Annotated in this window: 19 protein-coding genes; 12 read left to right on the forward strand and 7 right to left on the reverse strand. The window is 47.2% G+C overall.

Going from position 1 to position 24,088, the window contains the following annotated elements:
- Positions 1-12: 12 nt before the first annotated feature.
- The 6 genes from HMPREF1152_RS05740 (at position 13) to dnaJ (ending at position 7,611) form a co-directional block, all read left to right on the forward strand.
- The gene (locus tag HMPREF1152_RS05740; RefSeq protein WP_009644304.1) at positions 13-903 is read left to right on the forward strand and encodes a LysR family transcriptional regulator; all 891 of its coding nucleotides are present in this window, start codon (positions 13-15) and stop codon (positions 901-903) included.
- Positions 904-1,056: 153 nt separating this feature from the next.
- Positions 1,057-2,406, forward strand: a complete 1,350-nt coding sequence (locus tag HMPREF1152_RS05745) for an LVIVD repeat-containing protein (RefSeq protein WP_009644253.1) — start codon at positions 1,057-1,059, stop codon at positions 2,404-2,406.
- A gap of 287 nt (positions 2,407-2,693) precedes the next feature.
- Positions 2,694-3,743: a heat-inducible transcriptional repressor HrcA gene (hrcA, locus tag HMPREF1152_RS05750; protein WP_009644241.1), complete on the forward strand. Its 1,050-nt coding sequence runs from the start codon at positions 2,694-2,696 to the stop codon at positions 3,741-3,743.
- The gene (gene grpE, locus HMPREF1152_RS05755) at positions 3,736-4,446 is read left to right on the forward strand and encodes a nucleotide exchange factor GrpE (protein ID WP_009644307.1); all 711 of its coding nucleotides are present in this window, start codon (positions 3,736-3,738) and stop codon (positions 4,444-4,446) included. The genes hrcA and grpE overlap by 8 nt, the downstream gene beginning before the upstream one ends.
- A gap of 83 nt (positions 4,447-4,529) precedes the next feature.
- Complete coding sequence (gene dnaK, locus HMPREF1152_RS05760; RefSeq protein ID WP_009644226.1) at positions 4,530-6,392, forward strand: molecular chaperone DnaK; 1,863 nt, start codon at positions 4,530-4,532, stop codon at positions 6,390-6,392.
- 85 nt (positions 6,393-6,477) lie between these two features.
- Entirely contained in the window at positions 6,478-7,611 is a 1,134-nt protein-coding gene (gene dnaJ, locus HMPREF1152_RS05765; RefSeq protein ID WP_009644218.1) for a molecular chaperone DnaJ, read from the forward strand.
- A 241-nt stretch (positions 7,612-7,852) separates the two neighbouring features.
- Here dnaJ and HMPREF1152_RS05770 read toward each other — a convergent pair whose 3' ends face one another.
- The 7 genes from HMPREF1152_RS05770 to HMPREF1152_RS05800 all read right to left on the reverse strand — a co-directional run bounded on the left by HMPREF1152_RS05770 (position 7,853) and on the right by HMPREF1152_RS05800 (position 15,907).
- Positions 7,853-9,265, reverse strand: coding sequence for an acetate--CoA ligase family protein (locus tag HMPREF1152_RS05770; RefSeq protein ID WP_009644377.1), 1,413 nt, complete (start codon positions 9,263-9,265; stop codon positions 7,853-7,855).
- 1 nt (position 9,266) lies between these two features.
- Entirely contained in the window at positions 9,267-10,487 is a 1,221-nt protein-coding gene (locus HMPREF1152_RS05775) for an AsnC family transcriptional regulator (RefSeq protein WP_036380653.1), read from the reverse strand.
- A gap of 352 nt (positions 10,488-10,839) precedes the next feature.
- Complete coding sequence (locus HMPREF1152_RS05780) at positions 10,840-11,121, reverse strand: glutaredoxin (RefSeq protein ID WP_009644375.1); 282 nt, start codon at positions 11,119-11,121, stop codon at positions 10,840-10,842.
- Between the two features lie 11 nt (positions 11,122-11,132).
- Entirely contained in the window at positions 11,133-11,882 is a 750-nt protein-coding gene (locus tag HMPREF1152_RS05785; protein WP_009644325.1) for an exodeoxyribonuclease III, read from the reverse strand.
- Positions 11,883-11,892: 10 nt separating this feature from the next.
- The gene (locus HMPREF1152_RS05790) at positions 11,893-13,080 is read right to left on the reverse strand and encodes a GH25 family lysozyme (protein WP_009644347.1); all 1,188 of its coding nucleotides are present in this window, start codon (positions 13,078-13,080) and stop codon (positions 11,893-11,895) included.
- The gene (gene dinB, locus HMPREF1152_RS05795; RefSeq protein ID WP_009644223.1) at positions 13,073-14,383 is read right to left on the reverse strand and encodes a DNA polymerase IV; all 1,311 of its coding nucleotides are present in this window, start codon (positions 14,381-14,383) and stop codon (positions 13,073-13,075) included. Before dinB ends, HMPREF1152_RS05790 begins: the two co-directional genes overlap by 8 nt.
- A gap of 156 nt (positions 14,384-14,539) precedes the next feature.
- Complete coding sequence (locus HMPREF1152_RS05800; protein ID WP_009644299.1) at positions 14,540-15,907, reverse strand: NCS2 family permease; 1,368 nt, start codon at positions 15,905-15,907, stop codon at positions 14,540-14,542.
- A 624-nt stretch (positions 15,908-16,531) separates the two neighbouring features.
- Here HMPREF1152_RS05800 and galE point away from each other — a divergent pair.
- The 6 genes from galE (at position 16,532) to HMPREF1152_RS05830 (ending at position 24,082) form a co-directional block, all read left to right on the forward strand.
- On the forward strand, positions 16,532-17,593 hold the full coding sequence (gene galE / locus HMPREF1152_RS05805; protein ID WP_009644237.1) for a UDP-glucose 4-epimerase GalE: 1,062 nt from the start codon (positions 16,532-16,534) through the stop codon (positions 17,591-17,593).
- A 111-nt stretch (positions 17,594-17,704) separates the two neighbouring features.
- Positions 17,705-19,249 (forward strand): hypothetical protein, encoded by a 1,545-nt coding sequence (locus HMPREF1152_RS05810; RefSeq protein WP_039883683.1) that lies wholly within the window; start codon positions 17,705-17,707, stop codon positions 19,247-19,249.
- A 267-nt stretch (positions 19,250-19,516) separates the two neighbouring features.
- Positions 19,517-20,281, forward strand: coding sequence for a 30S ribosomal protein S2 (gene rpsB, locus HMPREF1152_RS05815; RefSeq protein WP_009644370.1), 765 nt, complete (start codon positions 19,517-19,519; stop codon positions 20,279-20,281).
- Positions 20,282-20,389: 108 nt separating this feature from the next.
- Positions 20,390-21,301: a translation elongation factor Ts gene (gene tsf, locus HMPREF1152_RS05820; protein ID WP_009644283.1), complete on the forward strand. Its 912-nt coding sequence runs from the start codon at positions 20,390-20,392 to the stop codon at positions 21,299-21,301.
- Between the two features lie 411 nt (positions 21,302-21,712).
- The gene (locus tag HMPREF1152_RS05825) at positions 21,713-23,161 is read left to right on the forward strand and encodes an aminoacyl-histidine dipeptidase (protein ID WP_009644289.1); all 1,449 of its coding nucleotides are present in this window, start codon (positions 21,713-21,715) and stop codon (positions 23,159-23,161) included.
- 222 nt (positions 23,162-23,383) lie between these two features.
- Positions 23,384-24,082, forward strand: coding sequence for an ABC transporter ATP-binding protein (locus tag HMPREF1152_RS05830; RefSeq protein ID WP_009644255.1), 699 nt, complete (start codon positions 23,384-23,386; stop codon positions 24,080-24,082).
- The last annotated feature ends 6 nt before the right edge of the window (positions 24,083-24,088 follow it).

The following is a 24,088-nucleotide window of genomic DNA, read 5'->3' on the forward strand; positions in this document are numbered from 1 at the left end:
ACGGAGGCGGTTATGAACGATAGACAGATTAAGGCTTTTCTTGAAGCAGCCAGGCTTCTCAATTTTACCAAGGCGGCGGAAAAGCTATATGTTCCTCAATCTCAGGTATCCAGAGCGATTGCAGCGCTTGAGAAGGAGCTGGGGACGGTGTTGTTTGAAAGGGAGAACTCCAGAAGCATAACACTGTCGCCTGCCGGGGAGAAATACTTCAGCCTGTTCAGCAGATTTGAGACGGAACTCGGCAGGACAAGGGAGTCGCTGCGCGAAGAAACTCATGAGCTGAGGCTGGGATACAATATAGGCTGGAATATTTCAGGCTTCCTGCCGGAGGTTGTTACGCGCTGCAGGCGGATCTACGATGATTTTTCGGTCAGGATAGAGTGCCTCAGCTTCGATAACCTGATGCAGAAATTGCAGTCAGGACAGCTGGATGCTGTTATCTCGCTGGAGGATTATATGAAGGCAACTTCCGACGTAGAGTACGAGGTGGTGACTGATGTAAATCGCACTATCGTTTATTCCGAGAGACTTTTCGGCGTCTTGGTAGACAGCCCCGAGGAGATGAAGGGTGTGACCATGTTCGTCGCAGAGGATTCGAGGCTGCGCGAGATTATATCATCAATCGGATTCAATCTGCGACCGTTCAACTTTATCCCCGACATAGAGGTGGTTCCCAACATCGAGACTATGTTTGCCAATGTCCAGAACGGCAGAGGCGTTATATTGGCTGACGATTGGGTGGATATATCCGGTGGCCCGGACATACACTCTGTGAGCATCGATGCCCGTTCAAATATCGCAATTGCGTGGCACGAGGGAGAACCGCCTAGAGAGGTGAAGCTGTTTGCGGATGAGCTTAGAAAGTATTTCGCAGACGATACGTTGCCGGCAGTCGAGAAATAACAAAATTAGAAACAAAAATGGACATCCATGCAGAAACTGCATGAATGTCCATTCGTTTTTGGCAGGTTCTAATATAGTCCAATTGATGATATCGTATAGATACATCAATTGAAAGCATATGAGGCTTATATATAACATTAACAGGGGGGTAAAATGTCTAGAAGAGAACAGATGCTGTTCAAGAACACGGAGTTCATAGGATACTCTGATTTGAACAAAAAACCGGGCTTCCAGATGGGAATGCACCGTACTAAGGATGGCAGATATTATTTGTATACTGCATGCTTCCGTGATAACGGATTTAATATCGTCGATGTGACAGATCCGGCAAATCCGACAGCTAAGTGGGTAGAGGGCGACTGGATTGGTGAGGTTCACGATGGGCAGAGCCTTGCCAAGCTGCAGGTGGCAGACGGCAAGCTTCTCGCTTGCTATGGCGGCACGATGAGGGTGCTGCACGGTACTCACGATCAACCGTTCTGGGGCGGATTTAAGCTCTATGATATCGAGAGCGATCCACTTAACCCTAAGTTCCTCGGACAGTTCGAGTGTGAGGATGGTCCGGGAGTGCACAGAAGCTTCTATAACGGCGGCGACTACGCTTATATCATGGGCAGCAAGCGCAACTACACGGGATACATTCTGAGAATCGTTGATATTTCAGATCCGACTAACCCAACTGAGGTTGGCAGCTGGTGGGCTGATGGCCAGTATTTGGGCAACAAGAAGGCTTCCGATATTCCGGAGGTTGGTACAGAGCCGTTCATGAAGCTGCCTAACGGCCACGCAATCACAGTTAAGGACGACGTAGTATATGCAGCATTCCCTAACGTTGGATTCTGCATGATTGACGTACACGACAAGACCAGACCCAGACTTCTGGGCAATGTGCCTCTCAACCCGCCATTTGGTAACGGTCAGGCAGGCGCAGCTGTTCACACAGCAATGCCCTTAGGTGATAAGCCCTTTGCTGTAGTAACTACGGAGGGTGAGAGAACATGGTACTTTGACAACAACAGAGAAGAAGGCATGTTCCACAAGATCACCAGCCAGCCAATGAACATCATCGGTATGGTTGAGACTTCCGATAAGGAGAATCCGGCACTTATCTCGGTATTCCCTTATCCGGAGGTACCGGCGGAGTACAGGAAGTGCCACGGTGAGAACTTCAACATCATCGATGGCCAGAGAGTGGTGTTCGGTCCACACAACATGTTCGACCTATTCGGGCAGGACTGCCTGGAGCAGAGAGACGACAGAGTCTACAACTGTCACTTCCAGGCCGGACTTCGCATCTACGATGTGTCGGATCCGTTCATACCTAAGGAAATCGCTTACTTCATGCCACCGGATCCGGAAGGCACATGGTTCGATATCGAGGACGGGACCCTGTTCCCGGGACCACACGTTGGTCATGCTGAGGACTGTGTAGTAGATGACAGAGGCTATATCTATGTCGATACTTATCAGGACGGACTTTACATCGTTCGTTGCACAGTTTAATTATGAACAGCTTGGAAACGCACACATAGCACATAAATAATTAGCTTGCTAAAAAATGGCATCACCCGTACAATTACCGGATGGTGCCATTTTGCGTATTAACCGCGGACTCTTCGACTACGTACAATTTCTAGTTTAGAGGAAGGCCCTTGAATCGCTTCACGAAAAAAACATATTACACTCATGTTTTGATGTTGACACCGGGGGAGGTCGATAGTACACTATGTGTAGTGATTAGCACTCCGGATTGATGAGTGCTAACAAAATTCAGGTAAGGAGGAAATACAATGGAAATAGGTGAGAGAAAGCTTCAGATCCTCCAGGCAATTATCACAGACTACGTTAAGAACGCAGAGCCGGTCGGTTCTCGTTCGCTTGCTAAGAGATATGGATTAGGTGTCAGCCCGGCGACTATCAGAAATGAAATGGCTGACCTTGAAGAGCTCGGATATCTGACACACCCGCATACCTCGGCAGGGCGTGTGCCTTCTGATAAGGCATATAGACTATATGTAAATAGCCTTATGAGCAAGCACGATCTCTCGCCGGAGGAAAAGCAGATAATCAACGAGCGCATGCAAGTTAGCGTCGCAGAGTTCAACCAGACGTTACAGCACGCAGCAGAGCTGCTTTCAGATATAACGAAGCTTGCATCATTTGCGATGACGCCTTCGGCTAATTACGACACGCTCAAGTTCATCAGACTCGTGCCGGTTGATGAATACACAATCGTGTTGATGATTGTATCTGATGCCGGCAATGTCACGAACACCACACTCAAGGTGGATGTGTCATATACGCCGGAGTCGCTGGAGATACTCAGCAAATCGATGACATATAACTATAAGGGCAACACCATAGATGAGGCTCTCAAGAAATCAATCATTGCAGATTTCAATTCTGATCTCGAGGCTATGAGCCCTTTGGCAAACACGGTTATGCCAAACTTCATGAAGACGCTCGAAGATATGCTCAACGTCAATCTGTACATGGAGGGATTGACCAACATATTTAACATTCCCGAGTACAGCAGCATCGATAAGGCCAAGGCATTCATCGAGCTTGTCAGCAGGAAGGATGAATTTGCAAGAGATATGCTCGAGCGTGAGGATGGTGTAATCGTAACCATCGGTGATGAAAATATCGATTCATCGATGAAGGATTGCTCGCTGGTCACCGCGACATATCACGTGGATGGCAAGCTGATAGGCAAGATTGGAGTAATCGGACCAACCAGGATGAACTATAGCGAGGTTACTTCAATAATGGAATACCTTACGGAGAACCTCAGCAAATCGTTCTTGCTAAACGATGGAAAGGAACACAAGAATGACTGAAGAGAACAAGAAGGATAATATTAATGAGGCTGGTGATAAGACAGCTGATAAGCAGGTAGAAGCTGCGGAGAGCCGGAAAGAGAATTCTTCGAATGCTCAGCGAACAGGCTCAGATGCGAAGCCGGCAGATGCAGAAGTCAAGACCGAAGCCGAGGTAGATGGCAAGACAGAGCCTCTGGATGCTGACAAAGCTGATAACGAAGCGAAGGATGTGCCTGACAGCGAAGCCGAGGGCGATGGTACGTCTGATCAGACTCAGAGGTCGGAGAATGAAACCGATAAGCCTGAAGAGGATGGCGATTCCAGGTATCTGAGGCTTATGGCAGAGTTCCGGAACTACAAGAAGCGTGTCGCCAAGGAAAAGGCGGATATCCACGCGTATGCAAATGAAAAGCTCGTCGTTGAACTGCTGGGCGTGCTCGACAACTTCGAGAGAGCGTTGGCGAGTGATCCTGCGGCGGATGCAGAGGGATACGCTCAAGGCATGAGGCTTATTTTCGATCAGTTGCTAAGCGCTCTGAGCGAAGCGGGGCTCGAGGAGCTGCGAGCGCTCGGTGAGGAATTTGACCCTAAGATTCACAATGCGGTTATGACGGCCGACGATGAGGAATACGACAGCAACAAGGTGTGCAATGTGCTGCAGAAGGGCTATAGTCTTAACGGCAAGGTCATCAGACCGACAATGGTAACTGTTGCGAAATAGTGACAAAATCGCGGGGAACCGCGTTTGTATATAAATAATTTAGTAAATAATGGATTTCGGATACGAAAGGAAGGAAATAAACAATGAGTAAGGTTATTGGAATTGATTTGGGAACTACGAACAGCTGCGTGTCTGTTCTGGAAGGCGGAGAACCTGTTGTAATCGCTAATGCAGAGGGTGCAAGAACTACACCGTCCGTCGTAGCATTCACTAAGAATGGTGAGAGACTTGTCGGAGAGACGGCTAAGAGACAGGCAATCACAAACCCGGATAGAACGATTGCTTCTATCAAGAGACACATGGGAGAGAGCTATACTGTAGAGATTGATGGAAAGAGCTATACTCCACAGGACATCTCTGCTATGATTCTCGGTAAGCTCAAGTCTGACGCTGAGGCATATCTGGGGGAAAAGGTTTCAGAGGCTGTCATCACGGTTCCGGCATATTTCTCAGATGCTCAGAAGCAGGCTACTAAGGATGCCGGTAAGATTGCCGGTCTGGACGTTAAGAGAATTATCAACGAGCCAACTGCTGCATCGCTTGCTTATGGACTGGATAAGGCGGATGGAGCACAGAAGATTCTTGTCTACGACCTTGGCGGCGGTACATTCGATGTGTCTGTGCTAGAGCTTGGGGATGGAGTATTTGAGGTGCTTGCTACAAACGGTGATACACACCTTGGCGGTGATGATTTTGATAATGCCGTTCTGGACTTCCTGGCAGATTCGTTCAAGTCTGAGCACGGAGTTGACCTCAGAAAGGACAACATGGCTCTGCAGAGACTTAAGGAAGCTGCGGAGAAGGCCAAGAAGGAGCTGTCAAGTGCACAGAGCACTAAGATCAATCTGCCATTTATCACTGTAACTGATGAGGGTCCGCTCCATATGGACATGGATCTTACAAGAGCCAGATTTGATCAGCTCACAAGCGGACTGGTTGAGAGAAGTATCGAGCCTATGAAAAAGGCTATGGCAGATGCGGGTGTTACAAATTCAGACATCGCTAAGGTCATCCTAGTCGGCGGTTCGACACGTATTCCTGCAGTTCAGGCAGCTGTTCAGAAGGTAACAGGTAAGGAGCCGTTCAAGGGTATCAACCCGGATGAGTGCGTAGCAATCGGAGCTTCTATCCAGGCAGGCGTACTCACAGGTGAAGTCAATGACGTTCTGCTGCTTGATGTTACTCCACTGTCGCTGTCTATCGAGACGCTCGGTGGTGTTGCAACTAAGCTAATCGAGAGAAATACAACTATTCCAACCAAGAAGAGTCAGATATTCTCAACAGCAGCAGACAATCAGACAGCGGTGGATGTGCACGTAATGCAGGGAGAGAGAGAGATGGCAGCCGACAATATCACACTTGGTAGATTCCAGCTCACGGGCATTGCTCCTGCTCCTCGCGGAATCCCACAGATCGAGGTTACATTTGACATCGATGCTAACGGTATCGTCAATGTAAGCGCTAAGGATCTTGGTACGGGTAAGGAGCAGCAGATTACAATTACATCCTCAACAAAGCTTTCTGAGGACGAGATTAACGCTAAGATCAAGGAAGCTGAGCAATATGCCGAGGAGGATAAGAAGAGAAAGGAAGAGGTCGAGGTTAAGAACCAAGCTGAAGGAATTCTCTTCGAGACTGAAAAGCAGATGAACGAGCTCGGTGACAAGGTAACTGCTGACGAGAAGTCTAAGGTTGACGCAGCTAGAGAGGATCTCAAGAAGGCTGTAGAGGCTAACGACGTTGAAGACATTAAGGCTAAGAGCGAAGCGCTGACACAGGCGTTCTATCCGATTTCAAGCAGAATTTATCAGGAAGCACAAGCTCAGACAGGTGCTGCCGGTGATGGCGCAGATGCAGGTGCACAGGCTCAGTCAGGAGCACAGAGTGCAGGTCCTGGCGGAAACACTGTAGACGCTGATTATGAGGTTGTAGACGAAGATAAGTAGTGTCTGAATACTAACAGATGGTTACTGCCGGCACAGCGTGCCGGCAGTTCACTGATTATATAAATTATCGTTGGAAGGAAATGATATGGCTGATAAGAGAGATTATTACGAGGTGCTGGGCATCCGGAAAGGAGCTTCCGAAGCCGAGATAAAGAAGGCTTATCGCAAGATGGCTATGAAATACCATCCGGATAAGAATCCCGGCGACAAGGAAGCCGAAGAAAAATTCAAGGAAGCCAATGAGGCCTATGCTGTATTGTCGGATCCTGATAAGAAGAGCAAATATGATAGATTCGGTCATGCCGGAGTAGATCCTAATGCCGGCTTTGAAGGTGGCGGAGCCGGTTTTGGCGGTTTCGGCGGCTTTGAAGATATCTTCGATATGTTTGGCGGCGGCTTTGGTGGCTTCGGAGGACGCAGTGCAAGGCGAAACGGTCCTCGCAAGGGCAGTGACCTGCAGAAATCGATTACGATCGAATTTACTGAGGCGATATTTGGCTGTCGTAAGGAAATTAGACTCACTAAGGACGTTAAGTGCAAGAAGTGTAACGGAGAGGGAACGGCTCCGGGTACGGGCAAGCACACATGTGAGAAGTGCGGTGGAACCGGCCAGGTGTCACATGTATCGCAGACTCCGTTTGGAACATTCCAGAATGTGACGACTTGTGATGCGTGCGGTGGAACCGGTCAGGTTATCGATACACCGTGCCCGGACTGCCACGGCAAGGGTTCGGTGAGAAAGACCGTTACGCTCAAGATTGACATTCCGGCGGGTGTCGACAGCGACAGCATCATCCCGATTCGGGGCGAGGGTGAGCCGGGAGTTAACGGTGGCCCATTTGGCGACCTGTACATAGTAATAAATGTAAAGCCACACAAGGTATACAAGAGACGTGGCGACGACCTGTACCTGACAATGCCTATTACCTACGACCAGGCGGTGCTCGGCGACAAGGTCAAGGTGCCGGGGTTCAACGAGACGTATTCGTATACGCTTGCACCCGGAACACAGACCGGATCGAATTTTAGGCTCAAAGGCAAGGGTGTCAAAAATCCTAGAACCGGCAGATATGGAGACCTGTATGTCAAGGTGAATATTGAGGTTCCAACTAAGCTGAGCGCTAAGGAGAAGAAGGCAATCAAGAATATGGCTGAGGAGTTCACGCCGGATGCATATCCTCGTAAAAAGGAATTTGACAACCTGAAGCTGGGCAGCTAGTGAGTTGAGCTTGGGTAGAGGTAACGTTTAAGTTATAGGCCGAGATGTGTTGCTAAAAATAAGTCACAGGACAACAACAGCTGGTAAAAGTCGCTGTGAACGTTGAAATTTTCAATGGGTACAGCGGCTGTATCTTTTTTGAAGGAAGATATAGGGTGGATAAAATGTGAGCCGGAAGCATGCCGATATGCTCCCGGCTCATTAAGTTATTCATCAAATGTGTTTGATTAATAGACCGTCATTACTTGCGATTCAAACTGATTTGGCCGTAACGATATAAGGCTACCATGGCGTTGACAGCTTGTTCGGCAGTTGCATAAGCAGGGATACCATGATCTCTGAGCTTAAGTATGGCCTCCTGGCACTCGTTACCGCCTTGGCACTCCATGATAAACGGTTTGCCCAGGTGACGGTAGGTATCGTGTATGCGTATAACCACATCGGTAACTGCATCCACATCGGTAACTGCGGTAGGGCAGATAGACCCTATAATGCCGTGTACGTTAGGATCGCGTATTGCCTGTATGAAAGCTCCTTTGTACTGAATCGGTGAAGCGGTTCCGGAGATATCAACAGGGTTGAGTGGAGAACCGAACATAGGCATGTATGCACGAATTCGGTCAGAGAGACTAGGAGAAATTTCGTGCAACTCATGCATTGGCATCCCCCTGCGCTCGAAATGGTCACAGCTGAGCAGTCCCGAGCCTCCGCCATTGGTAATCATTACGATATTGTCCCCCTTTGCAGGTGGCTGCATGCCGAGAGCCATAGATATGTCGAGAAATTCTTCCCATGTTGTGGCACGAATTGCGCCTGCCTCTTTAAATACTTCGTCATAGAATTCGTCCGAAGTCCCGGCATTTTCGGATGCAGTATGTGCAAACGCCGCTTTTTCACCAATTTTTGAACCGCCGACCTTTATGGTGACTATCGGTTTATTAACACTGCGGCACGCTTCTATAAAGGCGTCCGGACTGTCCAGGCCTTCAATGTATACAGCGAGGCACCTTGTATCTTTATCTCGTCCGGCATACGCGATGAATTCACAGAAATCCACATCCGCCTTATTACCAAGGCCAACAAAGAAGCTCATGCCATAGTGATCTTTTTGAGATGACCCGAGGGCAGCCAGCAGATTGGCACCTGACTGCGATATCATAGCTACAGGTCCCTTGATAGGCAGGTACGGAATGAAACCACAGTTAAAATCAAGATACGGGCTTCCCATTCCCACCAGGTTCGGACCGATCAGCGGCAATTTGTTGTCACGGCAGTACTGTGTCAATTCATCCTGTAAAGCACCGCGGCCAATCTCCTTGAATGCGCTTGTAGCGATAACGACAATTTTGACCTTTTTGGCGACACAGTCCTCCAACACGGACTTTACGATGTGCGCCGGAACGGCAAGGAACGCCAAATCAACATCTTCGGGAATGTCTTTTACGGTCGGATAAGCTTTGAGACCGTTCACTTGATCGGCGCGCGGGTTAACGGGATAGATCTCACCTTTGTACCCCCATAGCTTCAGACCGTCTACAACCTTGTAGCCTACCTTTGTTGAATAGCGGCTGGCACCGACTACCGCGATAGATTTTGGATTTAATGCATACTGAAGATTATCTATTACATAATCGCGAGGATGTTTTACAATCATCTTATTTCACCTCCTCAGGATCTGTGGAGAAGCGGCATTTCGGAGAGCCGGTCTCCAAACGATTTTGAAGAAAGTCGTCCGTCATTACGCACTCCTCCCAGTACCCGTTTTCATCATCCAACCGTGCAACCCAGCGCCTGAACTGGCGTTTGGAATTAGCAACCTTTACTTCTTCAATCTCTGCGTATTTTTCGAGCTTTTCGCGAATTGCATCGACGTCATTGAGCTCAGTGAAGGCGCTTAGCAGGCAGTCATAAAATGAATCTCCAAATTGGAAGATATCGACAAATTCCGACTGTGCAGTGAATTCTTCAATCAGCTCTGCCTTTCTGTAGCTTGGAACGTTCTGAAACATGCGAACGAGGTACATCTGCATCGACAGTCCGAGCCTGCGGTAGTTGAAATATATCATAGGAAGCATAAACTTACGTTCATCTACACAGGTTATGATATCCTTCTTCATCTGGTCTCCGTCAAGTCCGGAAAGCTCTTCCAGTTTCTTGAAATTAAACATGTCTGCAATGGATGGAGTGGAGTTAAGGGCGTCAACAATTGCAAGATCCGTCTTGTCAATCTTATGCTGAACCTTAAGGAACTTCTTTCGCTGTTCTTCTCCGAATACGAATTTCCTGAATTGGTCAGACGGTACATCCCACTGATTAACCATCGATTCGCGTACATCAGCACGAATCGGGCAGAGATGGACGTACTCGACCTCAGGACGGTCCTTCCATGGAGCTATGACATCTGCCAGCAGGTTGTCGATCACGCGCATGTGATTGCCATTAAAGAAATCGAAATCGCCTTCCGTCATATATCCGGTGCATATGTCGTCCTTGTTCTGATACCACTTCGCAAACTCGCTCTTGATGGCCGGATCGGTTCCGTCTTTCAGCTTGACAACCCAGTAATAGAGACCCCAACCGTAAACACTTACATTCGGGTTCATGACGAACATAATCAGGTGCTCATCATACATTCTTTTCAGGCGCTTTTTAATATCTTCTTTTTTTGCACCTGTCTTCTCAGCAATGTAGTCAAGATTCCAAACATCAGGATAAATCTGATAGAACGATTTGACTACGTTGTAGGCAGCAACCTCTGTTGCATCCAGGCCAAAGGTTCCCGGCTCGAGGAAGCCGTACCCGCGCGGAGGAAAACAATTCCTGTGCATCCACGCTTGCTGTTGGTCAGTGCCAAGTATGTACTTTTTTTCACTCATGAATACCAACCTCCTAATCCTTTACAACTAATCAGTTACAACATACAACAAGGAGAAATATATAATCTCTTCCCTGTGTTACTATTTTATCATATAAGAAATAAAACTTAAATGGTCTAGTTATTTATATTTAAAATATGATTGTCGTCAGTAATTTTGACTGCCAATATTTAATTTTATTAATGAATTGAAATTCGCATAGTTTCGATGTGCTTTAATCCTTTGACAGTAAGGTGATCGAATTATTGTCAATTAGAAAAGACATCAAGCACTAATACTGATGTCTCTTGCTATGTTACGTTATTTACGCGGTTTATATACGCAGGTTATAAAATGAAAAGATGCATTTATACTACCTTTTAAGTGCGGTATCAAGGACATCTTTTATATGTTCCTTGCATTCATCATAGCTCTCGAATAGGTAAGCTTCATACAGCTTCTCGTTTCCGATGAACATTGAAGGAGTTGCGTAGTAATCATAGTTGGCAATAATTTCCGGGTGTGCGCCTTCTTCAATCCATTCAATTTCAACCTTGCCGTAGTCAGGATTCTCTGCGATTAGATCTGCGAGAGCTTTTTTGCCCTGAACACAGTATGGGCATCCTGCGAGTTCAAATGCTGTTATCTTCTTCATGGTATTCTCCTTTACTCCAGTACCAGCGATACAGGGCAGTGATCGCTTCCGTATACGTCGGTCAAGATCGCAGCTTCCTTGATCTTGGTTTCCAGTCTGTTAGAAACTATGAAGTAGTCGATGCGCCAGCCTGCGTTATTGGCTCTGGCGTTGAATCTGTATGACCACCAGGAATACACGCCGGGGGTATCAGGGTGAAGATGTCTATATGTATCGGTAAATCCTGCTCCCAGCAGCTCTGTCATCTTGCTGCGCTCTTCGTCGGAGAAGCCTGCATTACCGCGGTTCGACTTTGGATTCTTGAGGTCGATTTCCTCATGTGCAACATTGAGATCGCCGCAGTAAACGACGGGCTTGACCTTGTCAAGCTTAGACATATATGCTCTGAGGTCATCCTCGTATTCCATCCTGTAATCGATTCGCTTTAACTCATCCTGTGAATTAGGTACGTACGCGCAGATGAGATAGAAGTCGTCATACTCCAGCGTTATAACACGTCCTTCGTCGTTGTGCTTGCCCTCAATTCCGTATGCGACCCTGAGAGGCGCTTCCTTTGCAAAAATAGCAGTTCCTGAGTACCCCTTTTTATCCGCATAGCTGTAATATTCGTGGTATCCCTCAGGGTGAAAATCCGCCTGACCTTCCTGCATCTTGGTTTCCTGCAAACAGAAAAAGTCTGCATCCAGATCCTTGAACACATCCTCAAAGCCCTTCTTGAGCACGGCGCGGAAGCCGTTTACGTTCCATGATATAAATTTCATATTTGCCCTCCTATAGGATTCCTTTAATCTTAAAGCTCGTCATGACAGCATCCTTGTATTTGCCTATACCGCTAACTATAGCATATCCGGTACCCGGTGATGTATTTTTGATGTAAGAAACCCTATAATCTCTGCCCTGGCGAAGCTGCGTTCCGCTATCGTATACATTAATACCCGGGCGGGCTGCGAAGCCGAGGTATCTGGAACTATGATGCTTTAGTTGCACATTGCATTCGCTGATTGATTTCCTGTCGGTACCGACTGCCGCGAGGGAGTGATATGGACGATCAGGATTGATGTACATGAAGTTCAGATCAACGTTCTTGTCGATGCCGGGAACCCTGGCTTTGTCGGTGCTCTGCCACATCATGTATGCGCCGCGGTAGGTCGCGTGAGTATTGTATTGTGCCAGCCATATATTTGTGTTTTGCGATAATTCGTAACCGCCGGCGTAGTGCATCAGGAAATCATAGTTACCATATATCATCGTCTCGTGTCCGCGAGCCCAGCCTCTACGGCAAAATGCCATCGCATTTCGGTTGAGATCCGCGGTTCTGAGACCGCCTGACCTAATTGTGTTTTCAAGCCTTCCTCCGTTATACAGCTCGTAGTCCATGACGAGAGGTAAATCCACACGATATTTGTCTGCTAAATTTGCCAGATAGTCTGCCTCTGCAGCAGCTTCATCGCTGTTAAGGGCTTGCGAATAGATGTATAAGCCAATCATCAGACCTGCATCATCGGCACCTTTGATATTCTTTTCAAACTTGGCATCCTTGTGCAGATTGCCCTTGGATGCATCCCTGAATCCGGCTCGTATGTACACATAGTCGACACCGGATTTCTTGACCTTGCGCCAATCGATGTTGTCGCCCTGAGCATACGAAACATCTATTCCTGTGGATATAACGTATCCGTTAAATCTGGCATCGTGCTTAAAATTGCCGTATTCAATTGGTGCAGTGTGCAGCGCATGCAGCCGGACGAGCGTCAATATGGTTAATAGTCCAATTACAGATAAGACTGCCTTGAGTTTGTTTTGTTTGAGCTTTTGTGCGGCCTTGCGTTTGAACTTTCGGAGCTTGCGATTCCACCGTTTCTTGAGTCTGTTTTTTATATTTGCAGATGAAGACTTCGAGCGATTGTTTGATTTTCGATGCGTTCTGTTTGTTCTGCTTCGAGTTCCGTTTCTATTCATTATATGATTCCTCATTTGATTCCTCAAGATTATCGGAGCTCTCGGACGTCTCCGTTTTAACACGTTCCTTGATGCTGATTTCGCCATCTACCCCGATGTCGTTACCCAGTACGTGAGCAAATTTGATTGATGATTGACCGAATTTGTCGCGGATCTGATCCAGCGCCTTGGCGATGCTCTCGTCCTTTTCATTCTGATGGTTTTCCTCGGTTGATGCGCCAATTGTAAATATTGTCAGCTGTCCGGCATCCGGCGAATCTGTTAGATCGATAGCAGTTACGGTTAACAGCCTGATAGGTCTGTCGATGTACCTGAGCTCCTTGATTAGATCCAGTGCGGCTCTTCTAAATGCAGCCGGACTGCTGACGGGTTTAGGTAGTCGTTTCTGTCTCGATAATCGCTTAAATTCGGGGGTTGTGACTTCTACCCTGACCCCGCGAGCCCACTTGGAATGGCGTCTGAGCCTTGCGCTGACCATGTCGGTAAGCTCGGTGAGTGCGATGCCTATATCATCCGGCCCCTGCAGATTGCGGCGAAAAGTCATACCGTGACCTACGGATTTGATATCCTCTCGTCTGTCGTAGGCGCGAACAGGCTCATCGTCCAGGCCGTTGGCATATCTGTACAGGTTGTCGCCATGAACGCCAAAGATATTAGCCAGCAGCAGCCTGTCCGCATGAGCCAGATCTCCAACGGTGCGTATGCCCAGACCATCCAGCTTGGCTGCAGTGGCCCGCCCAACCATGAACATCTCCGAGACCGACATCGGCCACAGCAGCCTCTTGAAATTCTGACGCGAAATAACCGTAGTGGCATCCGGCTTCTTATAGTCGCTGCCCATCTTGGCAAATATCTTGTTGAAGGAGACACCGGCTGATAGCGTCAGCCCCAGCTCGCGCTTGACGCGCTCCCTGATGCTGTCCGCAATCAGCTTGGCGTCTCCCATAATCATTTCGCTCGCAGTGACGTCGAGCCACGACTCATCAACGCTAAATGGCTCGACCAGATCCGTATACTCCAGATAAATTGAGTTGAGTATGCGGCTGTATTCACGATATTTCTCATGATGAGGCGGGAGAGTGATAAGGTCAGGGCATTTGCGCCTTGCGGATTGTACAGTCTCGGCTGTGACAATACCGAACCTCTTGGCAGCTTCGTTCTTGGCGAGGATGATTCCGTGCCTGCTGCCGGGATCTCCTGCAACAGCGACCGGCTTGTCCTTTAGAGCCGGTCTGGAGAGCAGCTCGACAGACGCATAGAAGCTGTTCATGTCACAATGTAGTATTCTTCTATCCCGGCTCATGCTGACCTCCTTGTATAGATACATCTATTATAGACGATTAGCACCGCCGATGCGAACGGATGTTTCAAATATAACATTCATGCAAGAAAAATACGAGCTCATGGGAGCTCGCAAAGATTTGTAAATTTATGGCTTCTATGTATTCAAGGTGAGAGCTTAGTGGAATCCGATTCCGGCGATAAGTGTTCCGATTCTGAGTGCAAACAGGGCAAATGAAATCCACATAACAGGTGAGATCTCCCTGATCTTGCCGCCTATGACCTTGAGAATTACCCATGAAATCATTCCGAACATGATTCCGTTTGCAATGGAATATGTGAAAGGCATGAACGTGATAGCACAGAACGCAGAAGCGATATCCGCGATATCTGCGTCGAAGTTGATATTCTTGATTGAAGATACCATCAGCAGTCCCACGTACATGAGTGCCGGAGTTGTCGCAAAGCCGGGGATTGCCAGGAATACCGGAGAGAAGAACAGTGCGACTATAAACATTACGGCGGATGTTACAGCTGTGAGACCTGTTCTGCCACCGGCAGCTACACCGGCACTCGACTCAACGTAAGAGGTTACAGTCGAAGTTCCCACGAATGCACCGAATATTGTTCCGAATGCGTCAGCGAGCAGCGCACCCCTGGCGCGAGGAAGGTTTCCGTGCTCATCGAGGAGATTACCCTTAGAAGCTACTCCGATAAGAGTTCCTACAGTATCGAACAGGTCGACGAAGAGGAACGAGAATGTGATAACAAGGAAGTTAATCAGATTTTTGGAAATCCAACCGAAATCAAACTGTGCGAAATGCGGTGCTGACGGAAGGCTGAAAATCTTGCCGGGAATCAGCGAGAATGCGCCGGCAGCCGGATCCACATGATACCATCCTGTCTTCTCAGCGATGATTCCGAGGATCCATGTTATGATGATTCCCCAGAGCACCGCACCGGGAACGTTCTTGCGAACCATTGCGCAGATGCAGAGAAAGCCTACAATGGCGAGTACAAACTGCGGGGAACCAACCATTCCCAGGTCGACAAGAGTCGATTCACTTGCAATTACGATACCGGCACCCTTTAGTCCAACGAGAACGATGAACAGACCGATACCGGCAGTGATACCGTATTTCAGATTGGAAGGAACCTCATTGACGAGCTTCTCGCGGAAGCTTGTGAGTGAGAGAAGTACGAATACGATACCTTCTACCAGAACTGCAACAAGAGCAATCTTCCAAGGGTCGTTGATGCCTGCCTTAGCCATAGGTATACATACGGAATATGCGAAATATGCGTTGAGTCCCATTCCGGAAGCCAGAGCAACAGGGTAGTTAGCAAAGAAAGCCATGAACAGTGTAGCTACAGTAGCTGAAATTGCGGTAGCGGTGAATACTGCGCCGCCATCCATTCCTGCAGCTGACAGAATGTTAGGGTTTACCGCCAGTATGTATACCATCGATAGGAACGTGGTAATTCCGGCAATGACCTCGGTACTTGTGGTGGTACCGTGTTCTTTAAGTTTAAAAAACTTTTCCATAAGATAGCTCCTTCTCAAAAATTGTTAATTCTTGTAGTTGCCCGAACGGAGTTACGTATTTTCAGTTCGTGATGAAATAATTATAAGAGCCATAAAGACTGACTTCAACAAATCTTCACGTAAAATAGTGTTCAAAATAAGTTCAAGGTTATTAAAGTGCAAAATTCCCGAACTATATACCGTAGTTGCCATTCAAATGTTCAAGTCAACTTGCGGATTGTGCCATAATACCATTATTTGCAAACCTAAATACCCTAATTTCGCCGGAGTGATGCCCTCAAGATTGTTGTCATGATACTATGATTTATAAACGGACAAAAAGAGAATATAATAATAAAGTACAGTATAATACAGCGTGACATACAATGGTATCGGCATATCGGCATATCGGCATATCGGCATATCGGCATATCGGCGCATGTCGTTCGCATGGTGTCTGTACGTCGGACGATAACAAGTTGACAGCTTCAGCCGCATATTGAAGCTGTCAGCCATATGGTGGGGCTGTATGAACACATATATACACATATATAATCACATACAGGTATAACTATAAACTGTGATTAACTTATTCCTGTTTATAGACATTGCTGCGAACTAATTTAACAGGTGGAGATTCCGGCTATGAACAATAATAACGCAAATAACGCAATTTGTAATGAGATGAAGGTCCTGCTTACCGGCGGAGCCGGATACATAGGAAGTCACGTCGCTGTTGAACTGCTTAACGTCGGGCATGAAATAGTGATTGCTGATGATCTCAGCAATTCAAGTGAAACCGTTCTGCAGGGAATTCGGGAAATAACCGGAAAGGATTTCCCTTTTTACAATATAGATATATCGAGAAGAGAGCTGCTGGACACGGTGTTTGAGAGAGAGAATATCGATATCGTCATACATCTTGCGGGATACAAGGCTGTCAATGAAGCTATTAGGTCCCCGTTAAAATATTACAGAAACAATATCACAGCTACTGTTTCACTTATAGAGACTATGGATAAATTCGAAGTTCACAAGATTATTTTGAGCTCATCGGCAAATGTCTACGGTGATTCAGACACAGTTCCTGTAAATGAAGGCTGTGATACGGGTAAATGTACCAATCCTTACGGGCGCACCAAATGGATCCAGGAGGAGCTGCTAAAGGATGTATACACTTCCGATCCTCGCTGGCATGTCGTGATCCTGCGCTATTTCAACCCGGCGGGAGCACATCCGAGCGGTTTGATCGGAGAGATATATGGAGTTAATCCAAGCAATCTGATGCCCTCACTTGCACTGGCAGCGGACGGCAAGATCCGTTATTTTAAGGTGCTGGGAGACTGCTACGATACGCCGGACGGCACCTGCATCAGGGACTATATCCATATAACGGATTTGGCAAAAGGCCATGTGGCTTCGCTCAAGCGTACAAGCGGATCGCCTGACATCTCAATATATAATCTCGGTACCGGTACCGGATATAGCGTGCTAGAGGTGATAAGAGCCTTTGAGTCTGTTTGTGGACGTTCTATACCCTATAAGATAGAGAAAGCCAGAGCGGGTGATGTAGCGAAGATGTATGCCTGCTGCGATAAGGCTGCAAAGGAGCTGGGGTGGCAAACCGAGTATAATCTGCAGGCCATATGTGAGTCAGCTTGGAATTGGCAGCTCATAATGACTAATCAACAGAATTTATCGAGATAATCCTGTTATAATCATTTTTTTGTTGCTACATCATCGACAATCGAAGTGACAGTTGATATAACGCAAGATGACGATTTAAAGTATAGAATTAGATGAGTAGATGAAGAGATAATGAAAACGAGGAGATTTACCCGAAAATTTCATGCGCTAGTAATCACCCTTGCTATGGTAATAAGCCAGCTTGTGGCGGTAGTTCCGTCTATGGCTGCAGATGCGTTATTGCCGATAGCTCAGTACGTTACTAAGACCGGCAGCGTCAAGTGCGGAGCGGACGGGAACAGCGCTATCTACACCGGCAGTGTCAAGATGAACGTGCCGATGACTGAGGTAATGAAGTCACATGAAGCCGATATGGCTAACGCCGCAGCAAATGGTTGGTATCCACATGGGCATGAGGGGAAGAACAAGATTGCGTATATTGAGTATAACGTTACCTTTCCTGAGGCTGTAAATATCGGCAGCATAAAGGTGGCCAATACATCTTCCTTTATAAACGGCAATAAGATTTTAAAGACGGTTAATGGCAAAACGGTTAATTTTAAATTATATCTGAATGATGTTAACTGGCAGGGAATTTACAATGCGTACAACAGTGACAAGGCTAATCCTGACGCTTACACCGTGAACATTGAGATTCCGTATTCCTTCACAGCGAGCAGCAAGGCTGATGCCGCAAAGTTTGAAGGTGAGAACATCACAGGCAAAGGTGATTTTGCGTTCTATCCGAGTGGAACCGCTGCAACTTTTGGGTTTGGGCTTCGAACGTACAACTCAGATGTCGCTCAGCTTAAATTTGCAGAGAACCTTCAGGGATGTTTCTCACAGGATATGACGGTTATCGGCGATCTTGAGGGCGATATTCTGATCGGAAACGAGACGGAGCACGACAAGGTGTTCGAGAGCAAGAAGGACGCTGTTCATGACTTTACCGGCGCACTGAAGGTAAAGCCGATCAAGGAGCAGATGAAAAAGATCGAGCAGATGTACAACGATCCTAACGGTGAGAAGATCAAGCTGTCGGGAATGGATACGAGCTTCACTGCAAGTCTGGAGCTGCCGGATGGCATGACCTTCGGTACGACTGCACCTAAAGCAAAGCTCGAAGGAGCAAATGGAAAGTTTGAGATTACCGAGACAAAGCTTGAAGGCCGCAAGGTAACAGTGACCCTGAAGCTCAAGGATGCAGCAAATTTCAAGACCTACAAGGAGCTTGCAGATGCAATAAACTCGGTAGACGATACACTCAAGGTAACGGTGCCTGGAGCTAAGTTTACTGCAGCGGCAACGCCTGACACCAACTATACCGTAAACGGAACAGTGGGCGGCAGCTTCAAGGCTAAGGCTACACAGGTAGACAGCGGCAAGGAGATCAACTTCAATTTCAAGTGGAACGGTAAGCAGACAGCTGACGGAGCGGATGCGATCGCACCAAACGATTTGAGCAAGATCACCTTTACACTTAAGTACAATAAGCCAAATACACCTGTGAACCCAACAAATCCGACTAATCCGACAACACCGGGCAAGACAACTAAGGTTGTTAAGACGGTAAAGACAGGTGATACGACTAACCTCCTTTTCGATCTGTTGATGGCAGGCGGTTCAATCGCCGGTATTGCAGGGGCAGCTAGCTATAGGAGAAGAGAAAGTAGATAGTTATACCTTTAATCAGACTGTAATAATCGAGTAGGGGCTAACATGTAGACCCTCTCACACCGCTAAAAACGCCGATATTTTCGGCGTTTTTTCGGTGTTTTTAGTTATATGCACTTGCAATGGCATATTGCGTACTTTATAATATGTGGGTATCTTTGTGTGCAAACACATAGCTGCAATAAGTAATAGTCACATCGTGAAGTTGCCGCGGTGCCCTTAGGGTTGAAGGCTAGTGTTCACGGTGGAAGTAACAACCGGAGGTTAATTATGTCAGTAGTATCAATGAAACAGCTTTTAGAAGCAGGTGTTCATTTCGGACACCAGACTAGAAGATGGAACCCTAAGATGGCTCCATATATCTTCACAGAGAGAAACGGAATCTATATCATCGATCTTCAGCAGACGATTCAGAGAATTGATGATGCATACGATTTCATCAGAAAGGTAGCAGCAGATGGAGAGCCAATCCTATTTGTAGGTACCAAGAAGCAGGCTCAGGTTGCTATCAAGGACGAGGCTCTTCGTTCAGGAATGTTCTTCGTAAACGAGAGATGGCTCGGCGGTATGCTCACTAACTACAAGACTATCAGCAAGAGAATTGATAGATTAGCTGAGATTCGTGAGATGGAAGCTGACGGCACAATCGAGAAGTATGCCAAGAAGGAAGCTCTCAAGATCAGACAGGAAGCAGACAAGCTGGAAAAGTTCCTCGGTGGAATCAAGGATATGAAGGGTATGCCCGGAGCAATGTTCGTAGTGGATCCTAAAAAGGAAAAAATCGCTGTTAAGGAAGCAAGAACTCTTGGAATCCCTGTAGTAGGTATTGTAGATACAAACTGCGATCCTGACGATGTTGATTACATTATCCCTGCTAACGATGATGCTATCAGAGCTGTTAAGCTTATCACATCGGCAATGGCTGATGCTGTAATCGAGGCTAAGCAGGGCGAGAGCTTTGACGACAACGAAGCTGCGGCTGAGGCTGCAGAAGCTGAAACTGAAGCTGAAACTGAAACTGAGGCAGAGGCTTAATCGTCAGCATTTCACAGAGACTTTATTAAACGAATAATATAACAAGTAAATGCCGTCCGGACCGAGCTTAGAACCCGGCTCGGACGGTTATTTGGTAAGGAGGACACAATGGCTGTAACAGCTGCACTAGTCAAGGAACTTCGTGAACTTACAGGTTCCGGAATGATGGATTGCAAGAAGGCGTTAGTCGAGGCAGATGGAGACATCGATAAGGCGGTAGACTGGCTGCGCGAGAAGGGAATTATGAAGGCTCAGAAGAAGTCGGGCAGAATTGCTGCTGAGGGACTCGTAAGACTGGCTTTCGGAGAAGGCAATAAGGTTGCTGCAATCGCTGAGGTTAACTCCGAGACAGACTTCGTATCCAAGAACGAGGAGTTCGTAGAGTTTGTTGAAGCAGTTGCCGCTCAGGCTCTAGTCAAGGGTGACCTGGATATGGATGCTTTCATGGCAGAGCCATTCCAGGGATCGACTGTTAAGGATGTTCTGACAGCAAAGGTTGCCAAGATCGGAGAGAACCTTAACATCAGAAGATACGCTAGAGTTGCGGAAGAGGGAGTTGTATATACAGGATACATCCACGGTGGCGGCAGAATCGGCGTTATCGTTGGTATCAAGACAGCTGCAACTGCTGCTGAAATTGAGACCTGTGGTAAGGATGTAGCTATGCAGGTTGCTTCCATGAATCCTAAATTTGTTGACGAGGCAGGAGTTGATCCGGCATACCTCGAGAGCGAGAAGAAAATCCTCACGGAACAGGTTCTCAACGAGGGTAAGAAGCCGGAGATGGTTGAAAGGATCGTTGCCGGGAAGATCAAGAAGGAGCTCAAGGAGGTTTGCTTGGTTGATCAGCCGTTTGTAAAGGATAGCGAGCTCAATATCGCTCAGTACGTAGATAAGTGCGCTAAGGAAATCGGCAAGGATATGCAGGTTGTATCTATGGTTAGATTTGAAGTTGGCGAGGGTATCGAGAAGAAGGAAGATGACTTTGCAGCAGAGGTTGCTGCAGCAGTTCAGGGATAGGCTTCTATCGTTTTCCCGTAGTACTTTGATGTGCTGTGGCACTATGTCGCTCAAGGGGCATAGGTGTGACAGCTTGAATATTATTCCTGCGCATGTTCACGCATTTATGGAATTTAGGCGTAGCCGTGAGGCTGCGCCTTTTATGTACTTTGATTAAACATGCAAATAGGTGTACATGGCGTTTAGGCCGAAGGTACTGAGCTTCATGCGTCGTAGTCGCAAGCTCTGCGATGCGCGGACGCAGAGTATCGGAATTTATGTATGAATACAATAATCTCAAAAAATATTTATTTGCAAGTAAATAATATTGAACTGTATCACATATGCAATTATAATTACTCATGTGTCAGTACAAATTACTGATGCTGAATTTTCAACCCAAATGCCTATAAACACTATGGAGGTTTGTCAATGAGCGACGTAAGTATGCTAGCACCACAGGAGGTGTTTAGATATTTCAAAGAGATAAGCGACGTGCCGCGTGCTTCCCGCCACAACGAGAAGATAAGCGCATATCTCGTTAAGTTTGCCCGGGAGCACGGTCTTGAATACTATCAGGATGAAGCGTTAAATGTCATTATCTGGAAGGACGGCACTCACGGATATGAGGACTCCGATATGGTCATGATACAGGGACACATGGATATCGTTGCTGAGAAGACTGAGGACAGCGCTCACGATTTTGAGAATGATCCGTTGGAGCTTATGATTGATGGCGATTATATCACTGCAAAGGACACCACGCTCGGTGCGGACGACGGTATTGCAATCGCTATGGGTCTTGCGATTCTCGATTCGACAGATATTCCGCATCCGCCAATTGAGCTTATAGTGACAGTAGATGAGGAAATCGGCATGCTGGGGGCAAATGCTCTCGACGGTTCCAAGATCAGATCCCGCAAGATTATCAATCTCGATTCGGAGGAAGAGGGGATCATCACAGTTGGCTGCGCAGGGGCAGTAGACGTAACCACGCATTTTCCCGCACGCAGGCAGTTAGCCAAGGGCATCAAATACAAGTACGTAGTAGAGGGCCTTCTCGGTGGTCACTCCGGCAGCGACATTCATCTGGAGCGCGCAAATGCAGGAAGCATCGCAGCTAGAATGTTACTCGAAGCTAGAGAGGCAGTGCAGCTCAATATCCTGTCTATTGCAGGCGGACGTGCGACTAACGTAATACTCGGAAAGGTTGCCGGTGAGGTAATCGTTGCAGCTTCGGACGCAAAGGCTTTTGAAGAGAGCATTGCAGCTACTACGGCAGCAGTTAAGGAAGAGTACCGCACATCTGATCCCGGCATCAGAGTGGCAGTAGAGGCGGTTGGCGAGACAGAGGAAGAAGCGATTGATACAGCTTGCCAGGACAACTTCCTCAAATTCGTGCTCGCGTGTCCTGCCGGTGCCCAGCACTACAGCGTGGAGCTCGAGAATCTTGTTGAAACTTCACATTCAATCGGAGTAGTTCAGCTGGAAGGCGATGAGCTTATCACTAGGTCGATGGCCAGATCGAGTGTCAACTCACGCAAAGATTTGCTGACTAGAAAGATTACCATTATTGCAGAGGCTCTGGGCGCTACAGTTGAGTTTAGCGGCGCTTATGGCGCATGGGAATTCGACAACAAGTCGGATCTCCTGGACGTGTGCATCAAGGCGTATGAAGAGCAGTATGGTGAGAAGCCTGTTGTAAGTGCCATCCACGCAGGCGTTGAGTGCGGAAAGTGGGCGGAGAAGGTAGGCAAGATAGATGCTGTATCTATCGGCCCGGACATGTCGGGTGTTCACTCGGTGCTTGAGAAGCTCTCAATATCCTCCACTGAGAGAACATGGGAGTATGTAAAGCTTGTGCTCGCTCACTGTAAATAAAAGTTAAATAAAAGTCGGATATAACACAATAATACAAATGTATAGAGATAATACGTAGAAAGTGCTATACTGATATTAGCAGGGATGGTGGACATATTATTCCTGCTTTTTCAGGGCTTATAGTTAGATTTATCTAACTAGGTAGATAATTATCACAATCATCCTGTTATTCCATGCATTTAGCAGAGATACAGCAATATTTATATGGGTAGGTGGTGTCATATGTATTTAGAAATAGATAATATATCCAAGAGCTACGGAACCGGCGACAGCCGAGTTGTCGTTCTAAAGGTGATTTCCTGCGGAATAGAGAAGGGCGATATTTGTGTGCTGCTTGGACCGTCGGGATCCGGCAAATCAACACTTTTAAATATTGTGGGCGGTATAGATACGCCTGACAGCGGCTCGGTAACTATCGGGAGAGACTGTCTTGAGGAATTTAACGCCAACCAGCTGACTCAATACAGGCGAAAGCACCTAGGCTTCGTATTTCAGTCATACAACCTCATTCCTAACCTGACGGTCAAAGAAAACATTGAGGTCGGAGCTTATCTCAGCGATAAACCCTTGCCTGTCGATGAACTGATTGACCTGCTTGGATTGGAGGAACACAAGGACAAGCGTCCTAATCAGCTGTCCGGAGGTCAGCAGCAAAGAACATCCATAGGAAGGGCGATTGTCAAAAACCCGGATTTACTTCTATGTGATGAACCGACAGGCGCGCTGGATTACGGTACATCCAAAGAGATACTGCGTTTGATTGAAGATATTAATAATAGGTACGAAAGCACAATTGTAATTGTCACGCATAACGTGGCTATCAGTCAGATGGCACATCAGATAATTAAGCTCCACGATGGAAAAATTAGGAGCTGCGAGCGCAACACGGACAGACTATCCGCCGATGAAATCGATTGGTAGGTGGAA

Origin of the sequence: Mogibacterium sp. CM50, assembly GCF_000293155.1 — a bacterium.
Lineage (GTDB): Bacteria > Bacillota > Clostridia > Peptostreptococcales > Anaerovoracaceae > Mogibacterium > Mogibacterium timidum.

Coding starts and splice junctions, on each gene's coding strand:
- HMPREF1152_RS05740 (WP_009644304.1), top strand. CDS start 13: ATGAACGATAGACAGATTAAGGCTTTTCTTGAAGCAGCCAGGCTTCTC.
- HMPREF1152_RS05745 (WP_009644253.1), top strand. CDS start 1,057: ATGTCTAGAAGAGAACAGATGCTGTTCAAGAACACGGAGTTCATAGGA.
- hrcA (WP_009644241.1), top strand. CDS start 2,694: ATGGAAATAGGTGAGAGAAAGCTTCAGATCCTCCAGGCAATTATCACA.
- grpE (WP_009644307.1), top strand. CDS start 3,736: ATGACTGAAGAGAACAAGAAGGATAATATTAATGAGGCTGGTGATAAG.
- dnaK (WP_009644226.1), top strand. CDS start 4,530: ATGAGTAAGGTTATTGGAATTGATTTGGGAACTACGAACAGCTGCGTG.
- dnaJ (WP_009644218.1), top strand. CDS start 6,478: ATGGCTGATAAGAGAGATTATTACGAGGTGCTGGGCATCCGGAAAGGA.
- HMPREF1152_RS05770 (WP_009644377.1), bottom strand. CDS start 9,265: ATGATTGTAAAACATCCTCGCGATTATGTAATAGATAATCTTCAGTAT.
- HMPREF1152_RS05775 (WP_036380653.1), bottom strand. CDS start 10,487: ATGAGTGAAAAAAAGTACATACTTGGCACTGACCAACAGCAAGCGTGG.
- HMPREF1152_RS05780 (WP_009644375.1), bottom strand. CDS start 11,121: ATGAAGAAGATAACAGCATTTGAACTCGCAGGATGCCCATACTGTGTT.
- HMPREF1152_RS05785 (WP_009644325.1), bottom strand. CDS start 11,882: ATGAAATTTATATCATGGAACGTAAACGGCTTCCGCGCCGTGCTCAAG.
- HMPREF1152_RS05790 (WP_009644347.1), bottom strand. CDS start 13,080: ATGAATAGAAACGGAACTCGAAGCAGAACAAACAGAACGCATCGAAAA.
- dinB (WP_009644223.1), bottom strand. CDS start 14,383: ATGAGCCGGGATAGAAGAATACTACATTGTGACATGAACAGCTTCTAT.
- HMPREF1152_RS05800 (WP_009644299.1), bottom strand. CDS start 15,907: ATGGAAAAGTTTTTTAAACTTAAAGAACACGGTACCACCACAAGTACC.
- galE (WP_009644237.1), top strand. CDS start 16,532: ATGAACAATAATAACGCAAATAACGCAATTTGTAATGAGATGAAGGTC.
- HMPREF1152_RS05810 (WP_039883683.1), top strand. CDS start 17,705: ATGAAAACGAGGAGATTTACCCGAAAATTTCATGCGCTAGTAATCACC.
- rpsB (WP_009644370.1), top strand. CDS start 19,517: ATGTCAGTAGTATCAATGAAACAGCTTTTAGAAGCAGGTGTTCATTTC.
- tsf (WP_009644283.1), top strand. CDS start 20,390: ATGGCTGTAACAGCTGCACTAGTCAAGGAACTTCGTGAACTTACAGGT.
- HMPREF1152_RS05825 (WP_009644289.1), top strand. CDS start 21,713: ATGAGCGACGTAAGTATGCTAGCACCACAGGAGGTGTTTAGATATTTC.
- HMPREF1152_RS05830 (WP_009644255.1), top strand. CDS start 23,384: ATGTATTTAGAAATAGATAATATATCCAAGAGCTACGGAACCGGCGAC.